Source organism: Caldithrix abyssi DSM 13497, assembly GCF_001886815.1.
GTDB lineage: Bacteria > Calditrichota > Calditrichia > Calditrichales > Calditrichaceae > Caldithrix > Caldithrix abyssi.
On the sequence record NZ_CP018099.1, the window covers coordinates 189,688 to 208,481 of the forward strand.

The 18,794-nt window shown below is 47.5% G+C and carries 15 protein-coding genes; 8 read left to right on the forward strand and 7 right to left on the reverse strand.

What is annotated here, in order from left to right; translation table 11 throughout:
- Positions 1 to 454: 454 nt before the first annotated feature.
- Positions 455 to 1,981, reverse strand: coding sequence for a sodium/proline symporter (locus Cabys_RS00750; protein ID WP_006927421.1), 1,527 nt, complete (start codon positions 1,979 to 1,981; stop codon positions 455 to 457).
- Positions 1,982 to 2,226: 245 nt separating this feature from the next.
- Between Cabys_RS00750 and Cabys_RS00755 the strand changes: the two genes are divergently transcribed.
- The 4 genes from Cabys_RS00755 to Cabys_RS00770 are packed head-to-tail and all read left to right on the forward strand — an operon-like array spanning position 2,227 to position 6,600.
- Positions 2,227 to 4,359, forward strand: coding sequence for a S46 family peptidase (locus tag Cabys_RS00755; RefSeq protein ID WP_006927420.1), 2,133 nt, complete (start codon positions 2,227 to 2,229; stop codon positions 4,357 to 4,359).
- Positions 4,360 to 4,404: 45 nt separating this feature from the next.
- Positions 4,405 to 5,205 (forward strand): prolipoprotein diacylglyceryl transferase, encoded by an 801-nt coding sequence (gene lgt, locus Cabys_RS00760; protein ID WP_006927418.1) that lies wholly within the window; start codon positions 4,405 to 4,407, stop codon positions 5,203 to 5,205.
- Positions 5,206 to 5,246: 41 nt separating this feature from the next.
- A complete protein-coding gene (locus Cabys_RS00765; RefSeq protein ID WP_006927416.1) occupies positions 5,247 to 6,083 on the forward strand; it encodes an MBL fold metallo-hydrolase in 837 nt (278 codons plus the stop codon).
- A 25-nt stretch (positions 6,084 to 6,108) separates the two neighbouring features.
- Positions 6,109 to 6,600: a deoxycytidylate deaminase gene (locus tag Cabys_RS00770; RefSeq protein WP_006927415.1), complete on the forward strand. Its 492-nt coding sequence runs from the start codon at positions 6,109 to 6,111 to the stop codon at positions 6,598 to 6,600.
- A gap of 74 nt (positions 6,601 to 6,674) precedes the next feature.
- Here Cabys_RS00770 and Cabys_RS00775 read toward each other — a convergent pair whose 3' ends face one another.
- The 6 genes from Cabys_RS00775 to Cabys_RS00805 all read right to left on the reverse strand — a co-directional run bounded on the left by Cabys_RS00775 (position 6,675) and on the right by Cabys_RS00805 (position 12,843).
- A complete protein-coding gene (locus Cabys_RS00775) occupies positions 6,675 to 7,127 on the reverse strand; it encodes a YaiI/YqxD family protein (RefSeq protein ID WP_006927414.1) in 453 nt (150 codons plus the stop codon).
- Positions 7,128 to 7,980: 853 nt separating this feature from the next.
- Positions 7,981 to 9,375 (reverse strand): alpha-amylase family glycosyl hydrolase, encoded by a 1,395-nt coding sequence (locus Cabys_RS00785; protein ID WP_006927413.1) that lies wholly within the window; start codon positions 9,373 to 9,375, stop codon positions 7,981 to 7,983.
- A 92-nt stretch (positions 9,376 to 9,467) separates the two neighbouring features.
- Positions 9,468 to 10,853 (reverse strand): class II fumarate hydratase, encoded by a 1,386-nt coding sequence (gene fumC / locus Cabys_RS00790; RefSeq protein WP_006927410.1) that lies wholly within the window; start codon positions 10,851 to 10,853, stop codon positions 9,468 to 9,470.
- 85 nt (positions 10,854 to 10,938) lie between these two features.
- Complete coding sequence (locus Cabys_RS20365) at positions 10,939 to 11,523, reverse strand: FumA C-terminus/TtdB family hydratase beta subunit (protein WP_006927409.1); 585 nt, start codon at positions 11,521 to 11,523, stop codon at positions 10,939 to 10,941.
- Positions 11,513 to 12,382: a fumarate hydratase gene (locus Cabys_RS20370; protein ID WP_006927408.1), complete on the reverse strand. Its 870-nt coding sequence runs from the start codon at positions 12,380 to 12,382 to the stop codon at positions 11,513 to 11,515. Before Cabys_RS20370 ends, Cabys_RS20365 begins: the two co-directional genes overlap by 11 nt.
- Positions 12,383 to 12,582: 200 nt before the next feature.
- Positions 12,583 to 12,843 (reverse strand): hypothetical protein, encoded by a 261-nt coding sequence (locus Cabys_RS00805; protein ID WP_044281005.1) that lies wholly within the window; start codon positions 12,841 to 12,843, stop codon positions 12,583 to 12,585.
- Between the two features lie 170 nt (positions 12,844 to 13,013).
- Here Cabys_RS00805 and Cabys_RS00810 point away from each other — a divergent pair, with 170 nt between their 5' ends.
- From Cabys_RS00810 to Cabys_RS00825, 4 genes are all read left to right on the forward strand, one after another.
- Positions 13,014 to 14,336 (forward strand): NCS2 family permease, encoded by a 1,323-nt coding sequence (locus Cabys_RS00810; protein WP_006927407.1) that lies wholly within the window; start codon positions 13,014 to 13,016, stop codon positions 14,334 to 14,336.
- 479 nt (positions 14,337 to 14,815) lie between these two features.
- Positions 14,816 to 16,414, forward strand: coding sequence for an aspartate:alanine exchanger family transporter (locus tag Cabys_RS00815; RefSeq protein ID WP_006927406.1), 1,599 nt, complete (start codon positions 14,816 to 14,818; stop codon positions 16,412 to 16,414).
- 65 nt (positions 16,415 to 16,479) lie between these two features.
- Positions 16,480 to 17,448, forward strand: a complete 969-nt coding sequence (locus Cabys_RS00820; protein WP_006927405.1) for an aldo/keto reductase — start codon at positions 16,480 to 16,482, stop codon at positions 17,446 to 17,448.
- A 24-nt stretch (positions 17,449 to 17,472) separates the two neighbouring features.
- Positions 17,473 to 18,792, forward strand: a complete 1,320-nt coding sequence (locus Cabys_RS00825) for an MFS transporter (RefSeq protein WP_006927403.1) — start codon at positions 17,473 to 17,475, stop codon at positions 18,790 to 18,792.
- Positions 18,793 to 18,794 lie beyond the last annotated feature (2 nt).

The window sequence follows — 18,794 nt, forward strand, 5'->3', positions numbered from 1 at the left end:
TGCCTTGGGATACTTCCTCTGGAAGATCCACTCTTGCCCTGGCGGGATGCGAAAATTTTTGTGCAGCAGGAGTGGTTAATTAGTTGAATGGTTGAATGGTTGAATAGTTAGCCTGTCATTTCAAACCTGTTTCTGCAAATGTGGTGAATTCCTGACACCGTTTATGTAGGGGCGAAGGATTTCCAAGAACAATTCAGCGATGGTAAGCATTCATCTTTAGTCATATCAAAAAAGCGCGCTGGATAAAGTAGGGTTGGAAATCCTTCGCCCTTACAAGTACGTTCATTCCTGATCTTTTGTCTGGGAGTGATGATCGAGCGAGCAAGGGTAATTTAATTTAAAACATTCTTTGCGTCCTTTGCGACTTCTCAGGGCTCTCTGTGGTTGCTTAAATCTCAACGGAAAAGTTTTTTATTGCGACTGTGCTGCCCGGATCAATTAAATTTAAAAATTATCAATCCTGTGTTTCTTTGTGTTTCCGTGCGGTGTTGGCTACTCTCATTGATTTAAAATAGTCGTCCACCTGTGCGGGCGGACGCGTTAAGAGACTCACGATTACCGTTGCCAGAGCAGAGAGGAAAAAGGCCGGCACCAGTTCATAGATCATGCTCTTTAAAGCTGGAATATTGTACCAGATGATGGTGGTCAATGTGCCGGTGAGCAGCCCGGCCATAACGCCTGCCCTGGTGGTGCGTTTCCAGAACAGGGCTAAAATAGAAGTGGGCCCGAGCGAGGCGCCAAGACCGGCCCAGGCAAACAGCACCAGCCAGAACACCAGATCTCTGGCCAGGTAGCCCAGCCCCAGAGCCGCAATAACCAACAAAAAGATGGTTAATCTGCTGTAAATCACCAGTTGTTTTTTATTCAGACGCTGACCTTTTTTGATGAATTTTTCGTAAATATCGCGCACCAGGCTGGAAGCGGCCACCAGCAACTGCGAATCGGCGGTGGACATGATGGCGGCAAATACGGCGGCAATGGCAACGCCAAACAAAATGGGATGCAAATGCAGTTGCGCCAGAACGGGAAACAGATTCTCCGTGTCGTGGTTGGGCAGCATTTCAGGGCGGGTGAAATAGGTGCGCCCAACCAGACCAATAAAAATGGCGCCCCAGGCCATGACCACATTCCAGATGGTGCCGACCACGGCAGAATAGCGGAGCTGTTCGGCTTCTTTGATCGACATGTAGCGAACGATAATATGTGGATTTCCCGGCGAACCCAGTCCGATGCCTAAAAATCCGATGGCGGCTCCGACCGAAAGCGCAAAGGGATCAACAAACTTCGGATCAAGCGCCTGTAGCTGTGCCAGTACCACGCTCAGCCCGCCTTTGTGCAAGATGGCAAGCGCCGGAAGAAGGACCAGCACGAGAATCATCAAAATTGCCTGAAGCATATCCGTTAAACTTACGGCCAAAAAGCCGCCTAAGATGGTGTAAAGCAGAACAATTCCGGCGGTGAGTAAAATCCCATAATCCGTTTCAATGCCAAAGCTGGCGGCAAAGGCCTTTCCGCCGCCGACAAACTGAGCGGAAACATAACTGACCATAAAAACAACCATAATCAGGGCTAACGTTAGCCGTAAAAGTCCGCTGCGGTCTTCGAAGCGATCTGCAAAAAAATCCGGTAATGTAATGCAGTCAAATTGTTCGCTAAAATGCCGTAATCTTCTACCGTAGAAAAGAAAGAGGAATAATTCTACTACAATGTATCCGATTACCGCCCACACCGCCGAAGGCCCTATTTTGTAAGCCATGCCCGTTACGCCTAAAAGCAACCAGGCGCTGCGTCCGGAAACCACGGCAGACAGGGCAACCACAAAGCGGTTCATCTTACGCCCGCCGACAAAAAATTCCCGAATACCAGCGGAGGAAAAACGGCTGGAAAAAACGCCGATCAAACTGACTAACACTAAATAGGCGATAAATGCCCCCAGACTGTAAGCATCACCGTGAATGTACGCGCTGCCGATTTTTTCCATGTTCAATTCCTTTTTGTTTTTTGTGCCAGCCACAACGAAAAGAGAATAAGTCCCGTAGGAACGATGAACATCATAAAATAAAAAGAGAACATAGCCATTTCTCCTCAATTTATTAATGTTAAAAAATAGAAAAAAAACATAAGCGGAGCAAGAAAGACAGGTTCGGAAATGGTCAATTTTTTTTGTATTTGAATAAAATGATTTACTGCCTTAATTTATCCTCTGACAAATTGAAAGGAGTAAAGATGAAGATTCGTTTGTTTGGTGTTTTGCTTTTGTTCACCTTTTCGCTCTTTGCCGAAGAAGGCATGTATCCCATTACGGAAATTCATAAACTCAACCTGAAAAAACTGGGCATTGAATTGAGCGCAGACCAGATTTTTTCGGAAAACGAAGTGAGCCTTTCTGACGCCATTGTTCAAATAGGAGGATGCACGGGCTCGTTTATTTCGCCGGAAGGTTTGATTTTGACCAACCACCATTGCGCATTTCGTGCCATTCAAAACATCAGCAGCACAGAAAACGACTATTTAACCAACGGTTTTGTCGCCCATACGCTGCAGGAAGAGCGCCCGGCTAAAGGCTACACGGTGCGCATTACAGAAAGAGTAGAAGATGTTTCGCAACGCGTTTTGAACGCCGTTAAACACATCGAAGACCCCATCGAGCGGGAAAAAGCAATCGAAAAAATCACCAAGCAAATTGTAAAAGAGCAGGAGCAAAAGCATCCAGGGAAAAGGGCCGCTGTTTCGGAGATGTTTCCGGGCAAAACCTATTACCTTTTCATTTACACCTATCTTAAAGACGTGCGTCTGGTTTATGCGCCGCCCCGCTCCATCGGAGAGTTTGGCGGAGAATTTGACAACTGGGAGTGGCCGCGTCACACCGGCGATTTTACGCTGATGCGCGCCTACGTGGCTCCGGACGGATCGCCGTCTGATTACAGCGAAGAAAACGTCCCTTACAGGCCTAAATCGTATTTAAAAGTAGCGGCTAAAGGCGTAGAAGAAGGGGATCGCGTGTTTATTCTGGGCTATCCCGGGCGCACTTACCGTCATCGAACCTCAGCCTTCCTGGCCTTTGAATATGAATTCCGTATGCCGTTTGTGGTTGATTGGTATCAGTGGCAAATTGATTTGTTGACGACTTTGGGCAAAGACGACGCCGACCGTTCTTTAAAATTCAGTTCGTGGATTAAAGGTCTGGCTAACACGGAAAAAAATTACCGCGGAAAATTACAGGGCATCCGCCGGATCGGATTGCTCGAACAAAAAAAGAACGAAGAGGAAAAGATTCAGGTCTTCATTGCGGAAAATAATCTAAAAAAATATCAGCATGTTTTGACCGAAATTAAACAGATCTATCATACGTATCGACAAAGCGCCGTGCGAGAGATGTTGCTTTCTTATTTTGGCCGCAGCCCTGTTTTGCCGGCAGTTGCCCGAACTCTGGTTCTGGCTGCCGAAGAACGTCAAAAAGAAGACCTTGAGCGCGAAAGGGCCTTTATGGATCGTAATTTTAAACGTACGCAGACGTACACTCTGTTACGTTTAAAAAATTTTGATAGCCAGGCCGATCAGTTAATTTTGCAAGAATTACTCAAAAAAGCGGCGGCGCTTCCTGAAGATCAGCGGATTTCCGCGCTTCGCTCAATTTTCAAGCTGGATGATGCCGCCGAAACGCGTCAGGTAATATCAGAGGCTTACCGGAAAACGCGTTTAAGCGATCCTGAGTTTGTGAAAACGTGCTTTGCCAAAACGCCGGATGAATTGAAAGCCCTGAACGATCCGTTAATCAACTGGATGCTGGCCCTCAAAGAAGATTACGAAACGTTGAAGAATATTCGCAAAGAGCGAAATGGAAAGTTACGTCGCCTGCGCGCCCTGTGGCTGGAGGCAAAACAGGCCTATCTAAAAACCGATTTCATCCCGGATGCCAACGGCACCTATCGCATGACCTTTGGTTTTATTGAAGGCTACGCGCCGGCAGATGCGGTTTACAAAGCGCCTATCACCACCGGGCGCGGCATTTTAGAAAAACATACCGGCAAATCGCCTTTTGATACGCCGGAAAAATTGCTCGCCCTGCTCAAGGCAAAGCAATTCGGCCCTTTTGTCAGTAAAACGGTTGGCACCCTGCCGGTTGGCATTTTGTACAGTTGCGACACCACCGGCGGCAATTCCGGCAGCCCGGTGCTAAACGCCCGCGGCCAGTTGGTCGGCTTAAATTTTGACCGGGCTTTTGAAGCCACCATTAATGATTACGCATGGAACCACCAATACAGTCGCTCCATTGGCGTGGACATACGTTACATTTTGTTTCTATTAAAGTATTTTTCAGGCGCGGAGCATCTTTTAGAAGAAATGGGCGTGCAGTGAACCAATTTTGCCAATCATCATTAAAAATAAAAAAAGGAATGAACCATGTTTCACTGGAACGTAGATCCGGAAATATTTAGTTACGGAATAATCCATATTCGCTACTACAGTTTGCTGTTTATGGCCGGCTTTGTGGTTGGCATTTACATGTTCAACTGGATTTACAAACGCGAAAACAAGCCGTTACAGGATCTGGATACGCTATTGGTTTACATGTTGGTGGGTACGATTGTGGGCGCCCGGCTGGGCCACTGCATTTTTTACGATTTTACCTATTATTTCAGTCAGCCCATTCGTATTTTAAAGGTCTGGGAGGGCGGTTTGGCCAGCCACGGCGCGGCCATTGGTATTTTGCTGGCCCTTTACCTGTACACTAAAAAGCGGCCGGATCAACCGTTTTTGTGGCTGGTCGATCGCATCGTTATTGCCGTTGCTCTGGCTGGCAGTTTTATCCGCCTGGGGAATTTCTTTAATTCGGAGATTATCGGTCGGCCGACCGACGTGCCGTGGGCCGTTATTTTTGACCGGGTTGACGCCATTCCCCGCCATCCGACGCAGATTTATGAAGCTCTGGCCTATTTTTTGATCTTTCTTTTTCTCTTTTTTAAATACAAGAAATTGGGAGCAAAAACACCGCAGGGACACCTGTTTGGCCTGTTCTTAATTCTGGTTTTTGGATTCAGATTTTTTGTGGAATTTCTAAAAGAAAACCAGTCGGCATTTGAAGCGCAACTCCCTTTGAATATGGGGCAAATTTTGAGCATCCCGCTGGTCATTTTCGGGTTTTATCTGTTGTTGCGTCAGCAAAAACAAAAATCCGGATCAGGGAACGGTAAAAAGGAATGAAAAATTTTGCTCCCCTGTAAAACCAAATGGGAGGAGCCGCCATGTTAAACCAAGTTAAACTGACTATTCTCAGTGAAAACCGGGTGGTTAGCCCGCAACTGGTCGCCGAGCAAGGACTTTCTATTTTTGTCGAAACCCCGGAAGGAAATGTATTATTCGATACGGGTCAGACAGAGGCTTTTATTCACAATGCCAGAATTTTGAATATTTCACTGGAAAAGACGGATTTTGTGGTGCTGAGCCACGGCCATTACGATCACACAGGCGGGTTGCCTTACCTGGCCGAATTTAAAAGCCCGCTACCGGTTATTTGTCACCCGGCGCTTATTAACAAAAAATATCGCGTCTATTCTGCCGGCAATCTGGATATTGGCGTTCCGTGGGAAAAGAACGTTTTAGCGCGCAAGGGCATTGTGTTTCACTTTCATACCCACCCTTATCAAATTTTTACAAATGTCTGGTTCTCTGGCGAAGTTCCGCGCAATAATCAATACGAAACCATCGACGAGGCCTACAAGCAACGAGTGCTGGAAAGTTTAATCCATGATGAACTCCATGATGACGGGTTTTTAGTCATTAATACCGCCAAAGGGGTTATTGTTTTATTGGGTTGCGGCCATGCCGGGCCGGTAAATTCGTTAAAACACGCCATGCGCATTACGGGCAACCGCCATGTGTACGCCCTGATTGGCGGAATGCATCTGAGCTCGGCCGATGAAGAAAAAATCGATTTGATCATTAAAAACATCCACAAAATCAATCCGGATCTGATTGTTCCGCTGCACTGCACGGGCTTTAAAGCAATCCACAAATTTTTTAATACTTTTAAAGACAGAGTACAATTACTAAATGTTGGCGATCAGATTACGGTGTCCTGATTAACAAGAAAGGATTTTAAAGGTCATGGACAAATCTTTGTACAAGCGTCCAAGCTGGGATGAGTACTTTATGCATCTGGTAGATGAAGTGGCTCAGCGCGCCACCTGCGATCGCGGTAAAAGCGGGGCCATTATCGTACGCGACAAGCGCATTTTGTGTACCGGCTATGTGGGTTCGCCTCCGGGATTTGCGCATTGTGATGAGGTGGGCCATCTGCTAAAAAAAGTGATTGACGAAGACGGCACCATCCGCCAGCATTGTGTGCGTACCATTCATGCCGAGCAGAACGCCATTGCTCAGGCCGCGCGTTACGGCATTCCGCTGGAAGGCACCACTCTGTATTGTACCATGGAGCCCTGCCGCGTTTGCGCTATGTTAATTATTAGCGTGGGGATTAAAAAAGTGGTGGCTAAACGGCGCTACCATGCCGGGCAAGAGACCAGAGACCTCTTTAAAAAAGCGGGCATTGAGTTGATCGTTATGGAAAACAAGATCGAAACGTATGAAAATCAATAATTATTGGCAGAGAGGAACAGGGAGCGAGTCTTCAGAAAAGGCAGGTTAAGGCGCTGGATTGAAAACGTTTCACTTTATCTTTGAAGGTGCTTTTGAAGGAACTGGTCTAACTGGTTGGCAAAGTTTTGACGGTCTTTTTGACTTAACGGAGGCGGCCCCGTGCCATTTAAACCGCTACTTCTCAAATCATCCATAAAATTTCGTATCGATAAAAAATAGCCAATATTTTCTTTTGTGTACAATTGGCCCCGGGGATTTAAGGCAAAGCCTTGTTTTTCGATGACTCTGGCTGCCAGCGGAATATCCGCCGTGATTACCATATCTCCTTCAGCCATTTCTTCCACAATGTAACCATCGGCCACATCCAGGCCGCCGGCAACATGTTTAAAAGAGAGGAAGTCGGAGCTCGGGATTTTTAACGGTTGATTGGAAACAAAAATCGTTTTGATTTTGAGGCGATTGGCGGCCCTGTAAATGATTTCCTTCACCGGCCTGGGGCAGGCGTCTGCATCAACCCAAATTTTCATCTTGTGAAATCTGCTTTCCTGAAGTTAAAAAAGCTGTTGAATGTAGGGAAAAACTGCAACACGTTTGGCAAGGTAATTAGGATAATATTATCTGGTTTTAATTTTGTACTTAGCTTTAATTTTTAATTTCATGGTCAACTCCTTTTGTTTTTAATTTCTGGCTAAAACTCGTTAAATCGCAGCCTTTACGCATTGACTGCCATCACAATCTGTTGATTTTGTGATTTTGGTTAAATGGTCGTAAAGAAAAAGTAAAACTTTAAAATTAGAGTCAAAGGTTTGACAAAAGTTACAAAAAGTAATGAGTTCACTCTAAGGCAGCACAGCCGCAACCAAAATCAACCACAACGTGCGCAAAGTAATTTTCTCGCAGATTACGCCAACCATCGCAGAAAATGATTCAACAAACTATTCTGAGGCTAAAGCTAAGCAAATCGGCGCTATTTACGCCCCTTCTCTTTTTTAAAGAGAAGGGGCTGGGGGATGAGTTTTTAAAACAGCACAAAAATTTTCAAACCCCGCCATGGCGGGACAGATTCTACAAAGGAAGTATTCTAAAGTTAATGCTTACCATCGTTGAATTGTTCTTGGAAATCCTTCGCCCCTACATAAACGGTGGCAGGAATTCACCACATTTGCAGAAACAGGTTTGAAATGACAGGCTAACTATTCAACCATTCAACTAATCAACTATTCAACCAATCAATGGCTGGGGGATGAGTTTTAAAAGCAGCACAAAAATTTTCAAACCCCGCCAGGCCGGGAATTCGGAATGATTTAAAAGAAACTCACTAATTTTTACACTTTTAAATTTCCTGCTGCTCTGGAATCCAACAGCAGGAAATGTGCACATTTAATCGATGGCAACCAGGATTTTGGCGCTAAATGGCTGCATAGTCAGGCGATTTGTTTTTTGCAGGCTGATCTCTTCGCCCGTGAGCCATTCGACAACCGGTCGGTCCATGATAAAATGCAGGGTGTCTGGTATTTCAAATGCAACCGTTTGCGTTTTGTCATCAAAATTTAATACCGCCACAACGGCCTGATTATTTAAAATATTGCTGTAAACCAGGGTTCTCTTTTGATTGTCGTAGTGCACCACCTGCCACTGACCGGCGTTAAAAGGAAAGGCGTGCCTTAACTCTGTCAACTTTTTGTAAAAAGAAAACAGCGTAGAATCAAAGCCCTGCCAGTTAATGGTTACCTTTTCAAACAGGCTGGCGGAAGCGTTGTAGTTGGTGTCGCCGAACTCCTGCCCCATAAACAGCAGGGGCAGGCCGGGCGTGGTGAAAATGAACGCGGCGTAAGGTTCCAGCCGATCTATGCCAAATTTTTTTACGGCCCGTTGTTCATCATGGTTTTCGATGAAACTGAGAAAACGTCCTTCGGGAAAGTATTGTTCGTATTTGGTTTGATAAATTTCGAGCATCTGCCCGACTGTTTTGGAATGGGTTTGCAGGTCCTGAAAAGCATGCAGCATCTTCCAGTTGTAATCTGCAGAAAATCCGAAGTCAATGAATTTGTGATCTTCCCATTCGGCCAGCAAGAACAACTCTTCCTTTACTGAGCGCATTGCAGGAACGGCCTGCCGCCAGAAATCATCGGGAACCATGCCGGCTACATCAAAGCGATAACCGTCGATATCGAATTCGCGAATCCAGTATTTTAATATTTCGATGATGTGTTTGCGCAGGTCGGGGTTGTCGTAATTAAAATCGGTGATGTCGCTCCAGTCTTGAACCTCGCGCGTAAACTTTCCGTTTTGATCGCGCATAAACCAGTCGGGATGTTGGGCCATTTCCACGTAGTCGTTGGCGCTGTGGTTAGGCACAAAACCGATGATTATTTTTAAACCGGCCTGATGAATGGCCCTGACCAGGTTTTTAAAGTCTTGTTTCGTGCCGAACTCGGGATTGACTTCGTAGTAATTTTGCACCGAATAGGGACTGCCCAGCGACCCCTTGCGACCTTTTTGACCGATGGGGTAGATGGGCATCAGCCAGACGATGTCCACGCCCAGCTCTTTCAAGTAAGGAATTTTTTCTTGAGTCGCTTTAAACGTTCCCTGTGGGGTGAAATCTCGGACAAATAGTTCATAAACTACAGCCTCATTAGCCCAGGCGGGCAGGTTTTGAAAATGGGGCGCGGAGCCGCTGTCCTGATTGTGGCAGCCTGTCCAAAAGACAGAAGCGGAGAGAAAAAAGAAGAGAAATGAAAAGACTCGTTTGAAATTTGTGTTCGTTAACATCGATTAGCCTCGCTTTTTTTTAAAAGGTTTTTTCTTCTAAGCCGCCGCCTTCAACGGCGGTGAAGAGCGATTTTTTTTTCTATTCAAAGATTTTACTTCTCCGGCGCGATCATCTCTTCCGGTTTAACCCAGGCGTCAAACTCCTTTTCGCTCAAATAACCCAGTTCCAGCGCGGCCTGTTTAAGGGTTTTGTCTTCCCGCCAGGCCTTTAAGGCGATTTCAGCGGCTTTGTCGTAGCCAATATGGCGATTTAAGGCCGTAACCAGCATGAGCGAATTTTTCAGGTTCTGGTCGATCTTTTTACGATTGGGCTGGATGCCGCTAATGCACCGCTCGCGGAACGATCGGCAGGCGTCGCCCAGCAGACGAATGGACTGCAGAATGTTGTAAGCCATGAGTGGTTTAAAGACATTTAACTCAAAGTTTCCCTGAGAACCGGCCATGCCGATGGTTACATCGTTGCCGTACACCTGGCAGACCACCTGGGTCACCATCTCGCTTTGTGTGGGATTGACTTTACCTGGCATGATGGAGCTTCCCGGTTCGTTGGCCGGTAAAATGAGCTCGCCGAGTCCGCTTCGTGGCCCGCTGCCCAGCCAGCGGATGTCGTTGGCGATCTTCATCAGAGCGGCAGCCAGTGTTTTTAAGGCGCCGGAAAGTTCCACGATGGCGTCGTGCGCGGCCAGCGCGGCAAATTTATTGCGTGAAACCTTAAAGGGCAGGCCGGTAATTTTAGACAGTTCATCTGCCATCAGGCGGTCGTAGCCCTGTTTGGTGTTGAGTCCGGTGCCCACCGCGGTTCCGCCGATGGCCAGTTCATAAAGATGATCGGTTGTATTTTCTATGGCTTCACGCGCCATTTCGATTTGGGCCGCAAATCCGGAGAACTCCTGACCCAGTGTGAGAGGGGTGGCGTCCTGCAGATGAGTACGACCGATTTTTACAATGGCGGCAAATTCCACTGCTTTGCGCTCCAGCTCTTTTTGCAGGGCGCTCAGTTCGGGGAGTAGATGCTTTTTTAAAGAGAGTGCGGAGGCAATGTGCATGGATGTGGGAATGGTGTCGTTGGTCGATTGCGACATGTTTACATGGTCGTTGGGATGCACGGGCGACTTGCTGCCGATCTGTCCGCCGGCCAGCTCGATGGCCCTGTTGGCAATCACCTCGTTGACGTTCATGTTAAACTGCGTGCCGCTGCCGCTTTGCCAGATAACCAGCGGGAAGTGCTGATCGAATTTGCCGGCAATCACCTCATCTGCGGCTTGTTCGATCCACTGAGCCCGTTGCGCGTCGAGTAAGCCAAGGCGGTGGTTAACGCGTGCGGCGGCTTTTTTAACCATGGCGTGCGCCTGAATGAACTCCTGGGGAAAACGTTCGTTGCCTATGTTGAAATTTTCTGACGCCCGCTGTGTTTGCGCGCCGTAATATTTATCTTCCGGCACCAGAACTTCGCCCAGTGCGTCTTTTTCTTTACGCATGGTGTTCCCTTTCTTTTAAAAAAAACTCCTGTTTTGCACAATAAAATGCAGAACAGGAGTTAAAAATTCCAGACAGAATAAAGAATTATTGATTGATCAGTTGTTCGGCAATGCGGGAAGATTTTTCCAGTATTTCCTTGTGGATGCTGTTACCATGGGCATCCATGGTGACTACCAGCGGAAAATCTTCCACTTCAATTACCCAGAAGGCCTCCGGCGTGCCGAATTCTTCTAATTTGAAGACGTTGATGACCTTTTTAACGCGATTGGCGATTAGCGTTCCGGCGCCGCCTACAGCATGGAAGTAAACTGCGCCGTATTTTTGAAGGCCTTCGGCCGTTTTAGGTCCCATGCCGCCTTTGCCGATGACGCCGCGCACGTTGTACTCGCCAATTACCGTTGCCTGGTAGGGTTCTTCGCGCGCCGAGGTGGTGGGGCCTGCAGAGACAAACTGCCAGTTCCCGTATTCATCCTTACGCACCACGGGCCCGCAATGATAAATGACCGATTCTTTCAAATAAGGCCGCACAAAATCGGGTTTTTCTTCGACCATTAATTTATGGGCCTGATCGCGGGCGGTTACGATGACGCCCGACAGCAGAACCGTGTCGCCCACTTTCAATTTTTTGATTTCTTCTTCTGAGATCGGAGTTGTTAATTTAATCGTCATAACGCACCTCGCCGTTTTTGATGGTCATGGTTTTGCGTCTATAGGCCCAGCAGTTGTAAGAAACAGAAACATAGTAGGTGGCCGGATGCCGGGCTTGCGAAGCGATGAAAACTTCTAACACGGTAGTTTTGCCGCCAAAGCCCATAGGGCCAATTTGTAGTTGATTCAATTCTTCTAATAGGCGCGTTTCCAGTTCGGCCAATTCGGGGTTTGGGCTGCGCTCTCCCATTTTTCTAAAAAACTGTTCTTTAGAAAGCGCATATGAGGTGTCACGTCCGCCACCAATGCCGACGCCAATAGAGCCGGGCGCACAGCCGAGTCCTTGAGCGTTTTTAACCGCGTCGATGATTACCTTGCGCACGCCCTTCAAATCACGGCCGGCGTTCAGCGGAGGATGGGGCAGTTTGTACTGCGCGCCTACATTTTCGCTACCGCCGCCCTTTAGCAGCAATCGAACACGTACTTCGTCTTTTTGCCACTGGTGAAAGTGAATGTAGGGGGCATTAATACCCAGATTATTGCCCGAATTTTTACCGCTGATGGGGTCAACCGCATTGGGGCGCAGGTATTGACGATTGGTTGCCTCCACGGCCGCCCATTCAATGGCTTCGCGATAGGTGCGTTCCTGTCCGCCTTCCGGATAGTCGATGTAAAATACCAGGGAACCCGTGTCCTGACAGATGGGCGTGCTCTGTTTGCGGGCCAGTTTAACGTTTTCCAGAATGGTGGCAAAAACATTCTTTGCAGGCGTGTTGTCGTCTTCTTTTTCGTAGGCTTTTTGCAGAACCGCTTCCACATCGGGCGGCAGATCTGTCGCAGCCCGGCGTATAAGTTCTAAAAAGGCTTCTTTTAATTCCATGCTATGTCTCCCGTTATTTTTCGCAAAGTTCAGGCGTAATTTACAAAATAAAAAAATAAAGGCCAATTTGTTGTTGAAGCGAGTTTTATTCTTGCTCGATATGTAAGTTTTTTGCAATTCTTCGAATAATGACCTGCAGTTTAAAGAGGGGATTAAGCTACGCGGGACAGGCGTTTTCCGGATTTGGCCTCACCGCAATCTTAGGAGAGGTGGCGGTTTCCGGTGGGCAATTTTTCCCAAGGGTGTTCCGGCATCCTGGTTTGGTCAAAAAACGTTCGACGCGAAGGGAAAGCGCCTAATAATGAAAGATGTTGATCGGTTGTTAAATCGCGTAAACCGTTGAAACGGTTTCCGATTTCGTCCCCGCCGAAAAGATGGTGGCTTTTGGTGTTGCCTTTTACCCACCGTTGAAACGGTGGGCTATTTTCATTTAATCCCTTCGGGATTTTTGAATTTGCCAATCAACTCTTACACTTTTGACCGTTTTCCTCCAAAAGATGTAAGGGATTCTTTGCCCAATCAAGTAACCAGGCATTACGTTGACAAAGTATGCGATGCAAGATTCAATGTTTTGAAAAAGGCGTTTATTTTTATTAAAATGCTTTTTGTTCACCATGAATGGGGAGGCAGCATGTTGCAGAGATTGTTCTGCGTTGAGGGAGAGCGCTTTGAGCTCAGGAATGAAATCATCGGAGGAATCACCACTTTTTTGGCTTCCATGTACATTATTGTTGTGAATCCAGCCATTTTAAGTAAAAGCGGCATGCCCTTTAGCGGCGTTTTAACAGCCACGGTGCTGGTCAGCGCCTTCAGCAGCATTGCCATGGGCATTTACGCTAAAAACCCGATTTTAATCGCCCCGGGCATGGGGTTAAACGCTTTTTTTACCTATTCGGTGGCGCTGGCGATGGATGTTAGCTGGCAAACGGCTCTGGGCGCGGTGTTCTGGTCAGGAGTGATATTTGTTTTACTCTCTGTTTTCAATATCAGAACTTACATTGTCAGGGCCATTCCGCGGCAATTACGTTTTGCGCTGGCCGGGGGCATCGGATTGTTTATCAGCTTAATCGGTCTGGAAAACGCCCGATTTATTGTTTCCAGTCCGGCGACTATTTTAACCATAGGCGATTTAAACAGCGTTACGTTGACCTTTGTAATCGGCTTGCTTTTTACGGCCGTGCTGGTGGCCAGGAGGGTGCATGGCGCCCTGGTCATGGGCATTATTTTTACCACTTTGCTGGCCTGGCCTATCGGGAGATTTTGGGGCGACGCCACGGCTTTGTTTGGTCAGCCTACCCTGGTCGAGTTAAAAGGTTTTATGTCCCGTCCCGATTTTTCGTTGATCTTTAGTCTGGATTTATATGGTTCGCTGAAGCTGGCCTTTTTGCCGGTTATTTTCGCCTTTTTGTTTACCGATCTATTCGACAGCTTATCCACATTTATTGGCGTGGCCGAAGCCGGACGTCTTTTAGATGAAAACGGAGAACCGCGCAATATCAAACAATCGCTGATTGTCGATGCCTTTGCCACCTTAATTTCCGGCATTTTGGGCACAAGCTCGGGAACCAGTTACATTGAATCGGCAGCGGGTATTGAAGAAGGCGGGCGGACGGGATTAACCGCCGTGGTGGCGGGGTTGCTGTTTTTGCCCTTTATGTTTTTTTCGCCGCTGCTCTCCATTGTGCCGGCCATTGCCACGGCTCCGGCGCTGGTGCTGGTGGGCGTTTTTATGATGCAGCCGGTGGCAAAAATCAACTGGTTTAAATATGATGATGCCATCCCGGCCTTTCTGAGTTTTATTCTAATTCCGTTGACCTATTCCATTACGCAGGGCATTATCTGGGGATTCTTAAGCTGGACGGCCATCAAGTTGTTGACCGGTAAAAAGCAAGAGGTAAGCCCGACCTTGCTGGCGATCGATCTGTTTGCCATTCTGGCGCTCATTCTCAAATAGAAGCAGTGGTCGCAGGGGGTGAGGGCTACCAGGTGGTTGAATAGTTAATTGGTTGAATGGTTGATTGGGAAAGAGCGAAAGGGAAAAGGTATAAGAGTGTACAAGTTTAGCGTGCTTACTTCAATAGATTGAGCGCTTTAGCGCGTAAAAAGTTTTGTAAATACGAAACGCATGATGAATTGATCTCATTGTTTACATTTTTTGAGATTGATCGTTGATTATAAACACTTTGGTTTACGGAGGTAAATCATTACACGTCGCGCGTTACATATTACGCTGTTAAGTCCTGTCGTACTTTGCGCTTTGTTTTAGGATCACTTCTGAGTTTTTTAGCCGCGTATTTGCAACCATAGCGTAAAACTCTTTAAATAAATCAAAAAAAATTGCGAACTATGGTTTTAAAAACTTTGTTTATTCGGTTTAAGATATTAAGTTTAATACAAAACAAATTTCGAAATAAACAGGGGACAATGAGATAAATGGAAGTTTCAGCCTATTTACACAGTCACGCCGTTTTTTTATTGATTCTGATTATCGTTTTCGGATTTTTGTTGGGCAGAATTCGTCTTTTTAATTTCTCTCTGGAAACATCTGGCATTCTTTTTGTTGCCATGGCTTTTGGCCACTTCGGCTTCCGCCTGCCCGGGGAGTTTCAGACACTGGGATTGATATTGTTTATTTATGCCATTGGTTTGCAGGCCGGTCCTTCAATTTTCAACATTTCCAGAAAACAGGGCTTTCAACTCAATTTGATCGTACTCGTTCTCATCTCATCCGGGGCCATTTTAACACTTATTCTGGCAAAGCTTCTGGACGTGAACACGGCCCTGGCCGTCGGCCTGTTCACCGGCGCCCTGACCAGCACGCCCGGGCTGGCCGCCGCCCAGGAAGCAACCGGTTCCACCCTTACTTCTACCGGCTATGGCCTGGCTTACAGTTTTGGCGTGATTGGCGTCATCCTGTTCATTAAATTAATGCCCGTCATTTTTCGCAGCAGTATTAAAGAAGAAGATCAAAAGATAACACAGGAAGAACAAAAGCAGAAAAAACCCATTTTACGCAAAGAGGTGGTCATCACCAATCAGGCGCTGGAAGGCAAAACCTTAGCCGATCTACATTTCTTTCAGACAACTGGCACCGTCATCTCGCGCATTTCGCAAAAAGGAAAAATCGTCATTCCCGGGCCGGACACCGAATTACACGTGGGCGACGTGGTGCGCATCATAGGCGAGGAGGCGCAGATTAAAGCGGTTATTCCCTTTTTAGGTAAAGAGAGCGAACAGCCACTGCCTGATGTCAGCCGCTTTGAATCGCGCAAATTCATTTTAACCAATCGCGATATAGTGGGAAAGACCATCAGCGAATTAAATCTGCGCCAACGGTTTAACGCCAATATAACGCGCGTCCGACGCGGCGGTCTTGAATTTACCGCAGAGCCCGGACTGAAATTACAATGGGGCGATCGCGTTCGCGTGGTGGGCGAGGCAGACCAGATGGAGCAAATTCGCCAGTTGTTTGGCGACGAAATGAGAAAAATAGAATACGGCGATGTGTTTGCCATAACTATGGGCATTTTGATCGGCGTATTAATCGGGTTGGTTCCTTTTTCCATCGGCCGTATCTTTTCCTTTAGCCTGGGCCTTACCGGCGGGGTTTTGTTTGCCGGACTTTTCCTCAGCAACCGTGGCAAGGTGGGGCCGGTCATCTGGCAGGTGCCGGTGCCCATTATTACCTTCATGCGCGACCTGGGGCTAACATTTTTCCTGGCGGTGGTGGGCACTAAGGCCGGCGCAGAAGTGGTGCAGGTAGTTCAGACCTCCGGCCCCAAACTCATTTTAATGGGCGCCCTGATTACCGTGTTGCCCATGGTTTTAGTTTCTATCTGGGCGCGAAAAAAATACAAACTGTACTTACTCGACCTGATGGGCATCATCAGCGGTGGGATGACCTCCAGCCCCGGCCTGGCCGCGGCCGCAAGCATGACCGAATCGCAGCGACCGATCATTCTGTACGCAACGGTTTATCCCTTTGCCATGATTTTGATGATTATCTGGGCTAAAATCATGGCCCTGTTTTAAGCAAATTTTTGCATCATATTGATTTTTCGAATACTATTAATCAGTTCGATTGGGAGTAACGGAAAATGGAATACCGTCAATTTGACAAATCCGAGCAAAAAGTATCACGCCTGGGCGTGGGCACCTGGGGCATGGGTAAAACCATGTGGATTGGTGCCGACGACAAAGAATCCAAACGCGTGTTGCACAAAGCCATTGATGAGGGAATCAATTTTTTTGACTCGGCGTTGGTTTACGGGATGGGGCATAGCGAAAAGTTGTTGGGCGAAGTGGAAAAGGAGGCGGCTGCCGATCTGTTCATTACCACCAAAATCCCTCCTAAAAACTTTCGCTGGCCGGCCAAAGATTCCTATAAACTGGAAGACTGCTTTCCTGCGGATCACATCATTCAAATCACCGAACGCAGTCTGCGCAATCTTAAGCGCGATTACATCGATCTGCAACAATTTCACGTCTGGTCGGACGCCTGGGCCGAAAGGGACGAATGGAAAGAAGCCATTTTACGCCTGAAAAAAGAGGGCAAGGTGCGTTTTTTCGGCATTTCCATGAATGACCATGAACCCACCAACGGGATCAAAGCGGCTGAAAGCGGTTTAATAGATGCTTTCCAGGTGATCTTTAACCTGTTTGATCAGTCTCCTGCGGATGAACTATTCCCCTACTGCCTGAAGAACAACATCAGCGTCATCGCCCGCGTGCCGTTCGACGAAGGCGCGCTCACCGGCAATGTCCGTCCGGAAACCACCTTTCCCAAAAAGGACTTTCGCAACCGCTATTTTCGCGACGATCGAAAGGAGCAGGTCTGGCAGCGCGTTCAGGAAATCATGAAAGATGTTGCCGATACAACGGAATCCCTTGCAGAGGCGGCTTTGCGTTTTGTTATCTCTTTTGACGCCGTTACCACCGTTATCCCGGGCGTTCGTAAAATGGAACATTTACTGTCTAATATTCGGGCGGTTGAAAAAGGGGCGCTGCCCGAAGACCTGATAAAAACATTAGCCAGGCATCGCTGGATTCGTAATTTTTACGTCTAATGCTTTTTTTAGAAAGGGAAAAACATGACCGGTCAATCGACAACCATAGCCAGGGGATGGCTAAATCCGGCTTCTCGTGTTTATCGTTTTACTGTTTTGTTTTTTGTTTCCATGCTCACATTTGGCAGCTACTTTGCTTACGACATTATCGGAGCAATTGCGCCCACCCTTATCAAGGATCTTGGCGCCTCGCGCGAAACTGTTGGAACGCTGTACACCGTTTACAGCATTGCCGCCATAATGTCGGTGCTGATTGGCGGTTTTTTAATCGATAAATTGGGCACGCGTATGGCCAGCATGATCTTTTCCACGCTGGTTTTTTTGGGTTCGTTGCTGGTCGCTTTTGGCGGGAGCCTGCCGCTGGTTTTTGCTGGCCGCTTTATTTTTGGCGCCGGTTCGGAGCCGCTGGTCGTCGCCCAGTCGGCCATTCTTGCGCGCTGGTTTAAAGGCAAAGAGCTGGCTCTCTCCTTCGGCATTGCCTTAACCATCAGCCGTCTGGGAACGTTATTCAGCTTTAATACCGGCGAATTGATCGTTCACCACTTTGGCGGTTATCGTTATGCGCTGATTGCGGCCATGTTGTTCTGCCTGCTTTCGCTGATTTCCAATATCGTTTACGTTTTGATGGATCGTTACGGCGAAAAAGCGCTGGAGCTGGAAGAGACTGGCGCCGAAGAAAAACTGGTCTTAAGCGATGTGAAGAAATTTGGTCCGGCTTTCTGGTACATTGCCATGTTGTGCGTATTGTTTTATTCGGCCATCTTTCCATTTACCGCTCTTTCCACAGATTTCTTTGTCGATAAATGGGGTATTGCCCGCGTGGCGCCCACCGGAGGCGGATTTTTTAACCAGGCCTTTAACAACTTTCTGCACATGTTCAGCACCGCCGGCGGCATCTCTTCGATCATTATTTTCGCTTCCATGGTGCTGGCCCCTTTTGCCGGTCAGCTGGTGGATAAAGTGGGCAAACGCGCCACGTTAATGATCTTTGGCTCTCTTTTGATGATTCCCAGCTATCTCATGATGGGCTTAACCCATGTTTATCCTGCCTACTCGATGCTCATTCTTGGCGCGGCCTTTGTGCTGGTTCCGGCCGCCATGTGGCCCTCGGTGCCGCTGATCGTTAAAAAAGAACTGGTGGGCACCGCCTTTGGTTTAATTACCTTCATACAGAACATCGGCCTGGCCCTGTTCCCATATTTGAACGGCATGCTGCGCGATAAAACGCACAGCTACACGGCAAGCATGCTAATGTTTGCCAGCCTGGGATTATTTGGCCTGTTTTTTGCGCTATTACTGAAAAGAGAAGATCGAAAATTAGGTGGAGTTTTAGAAAGGCCCTGAGG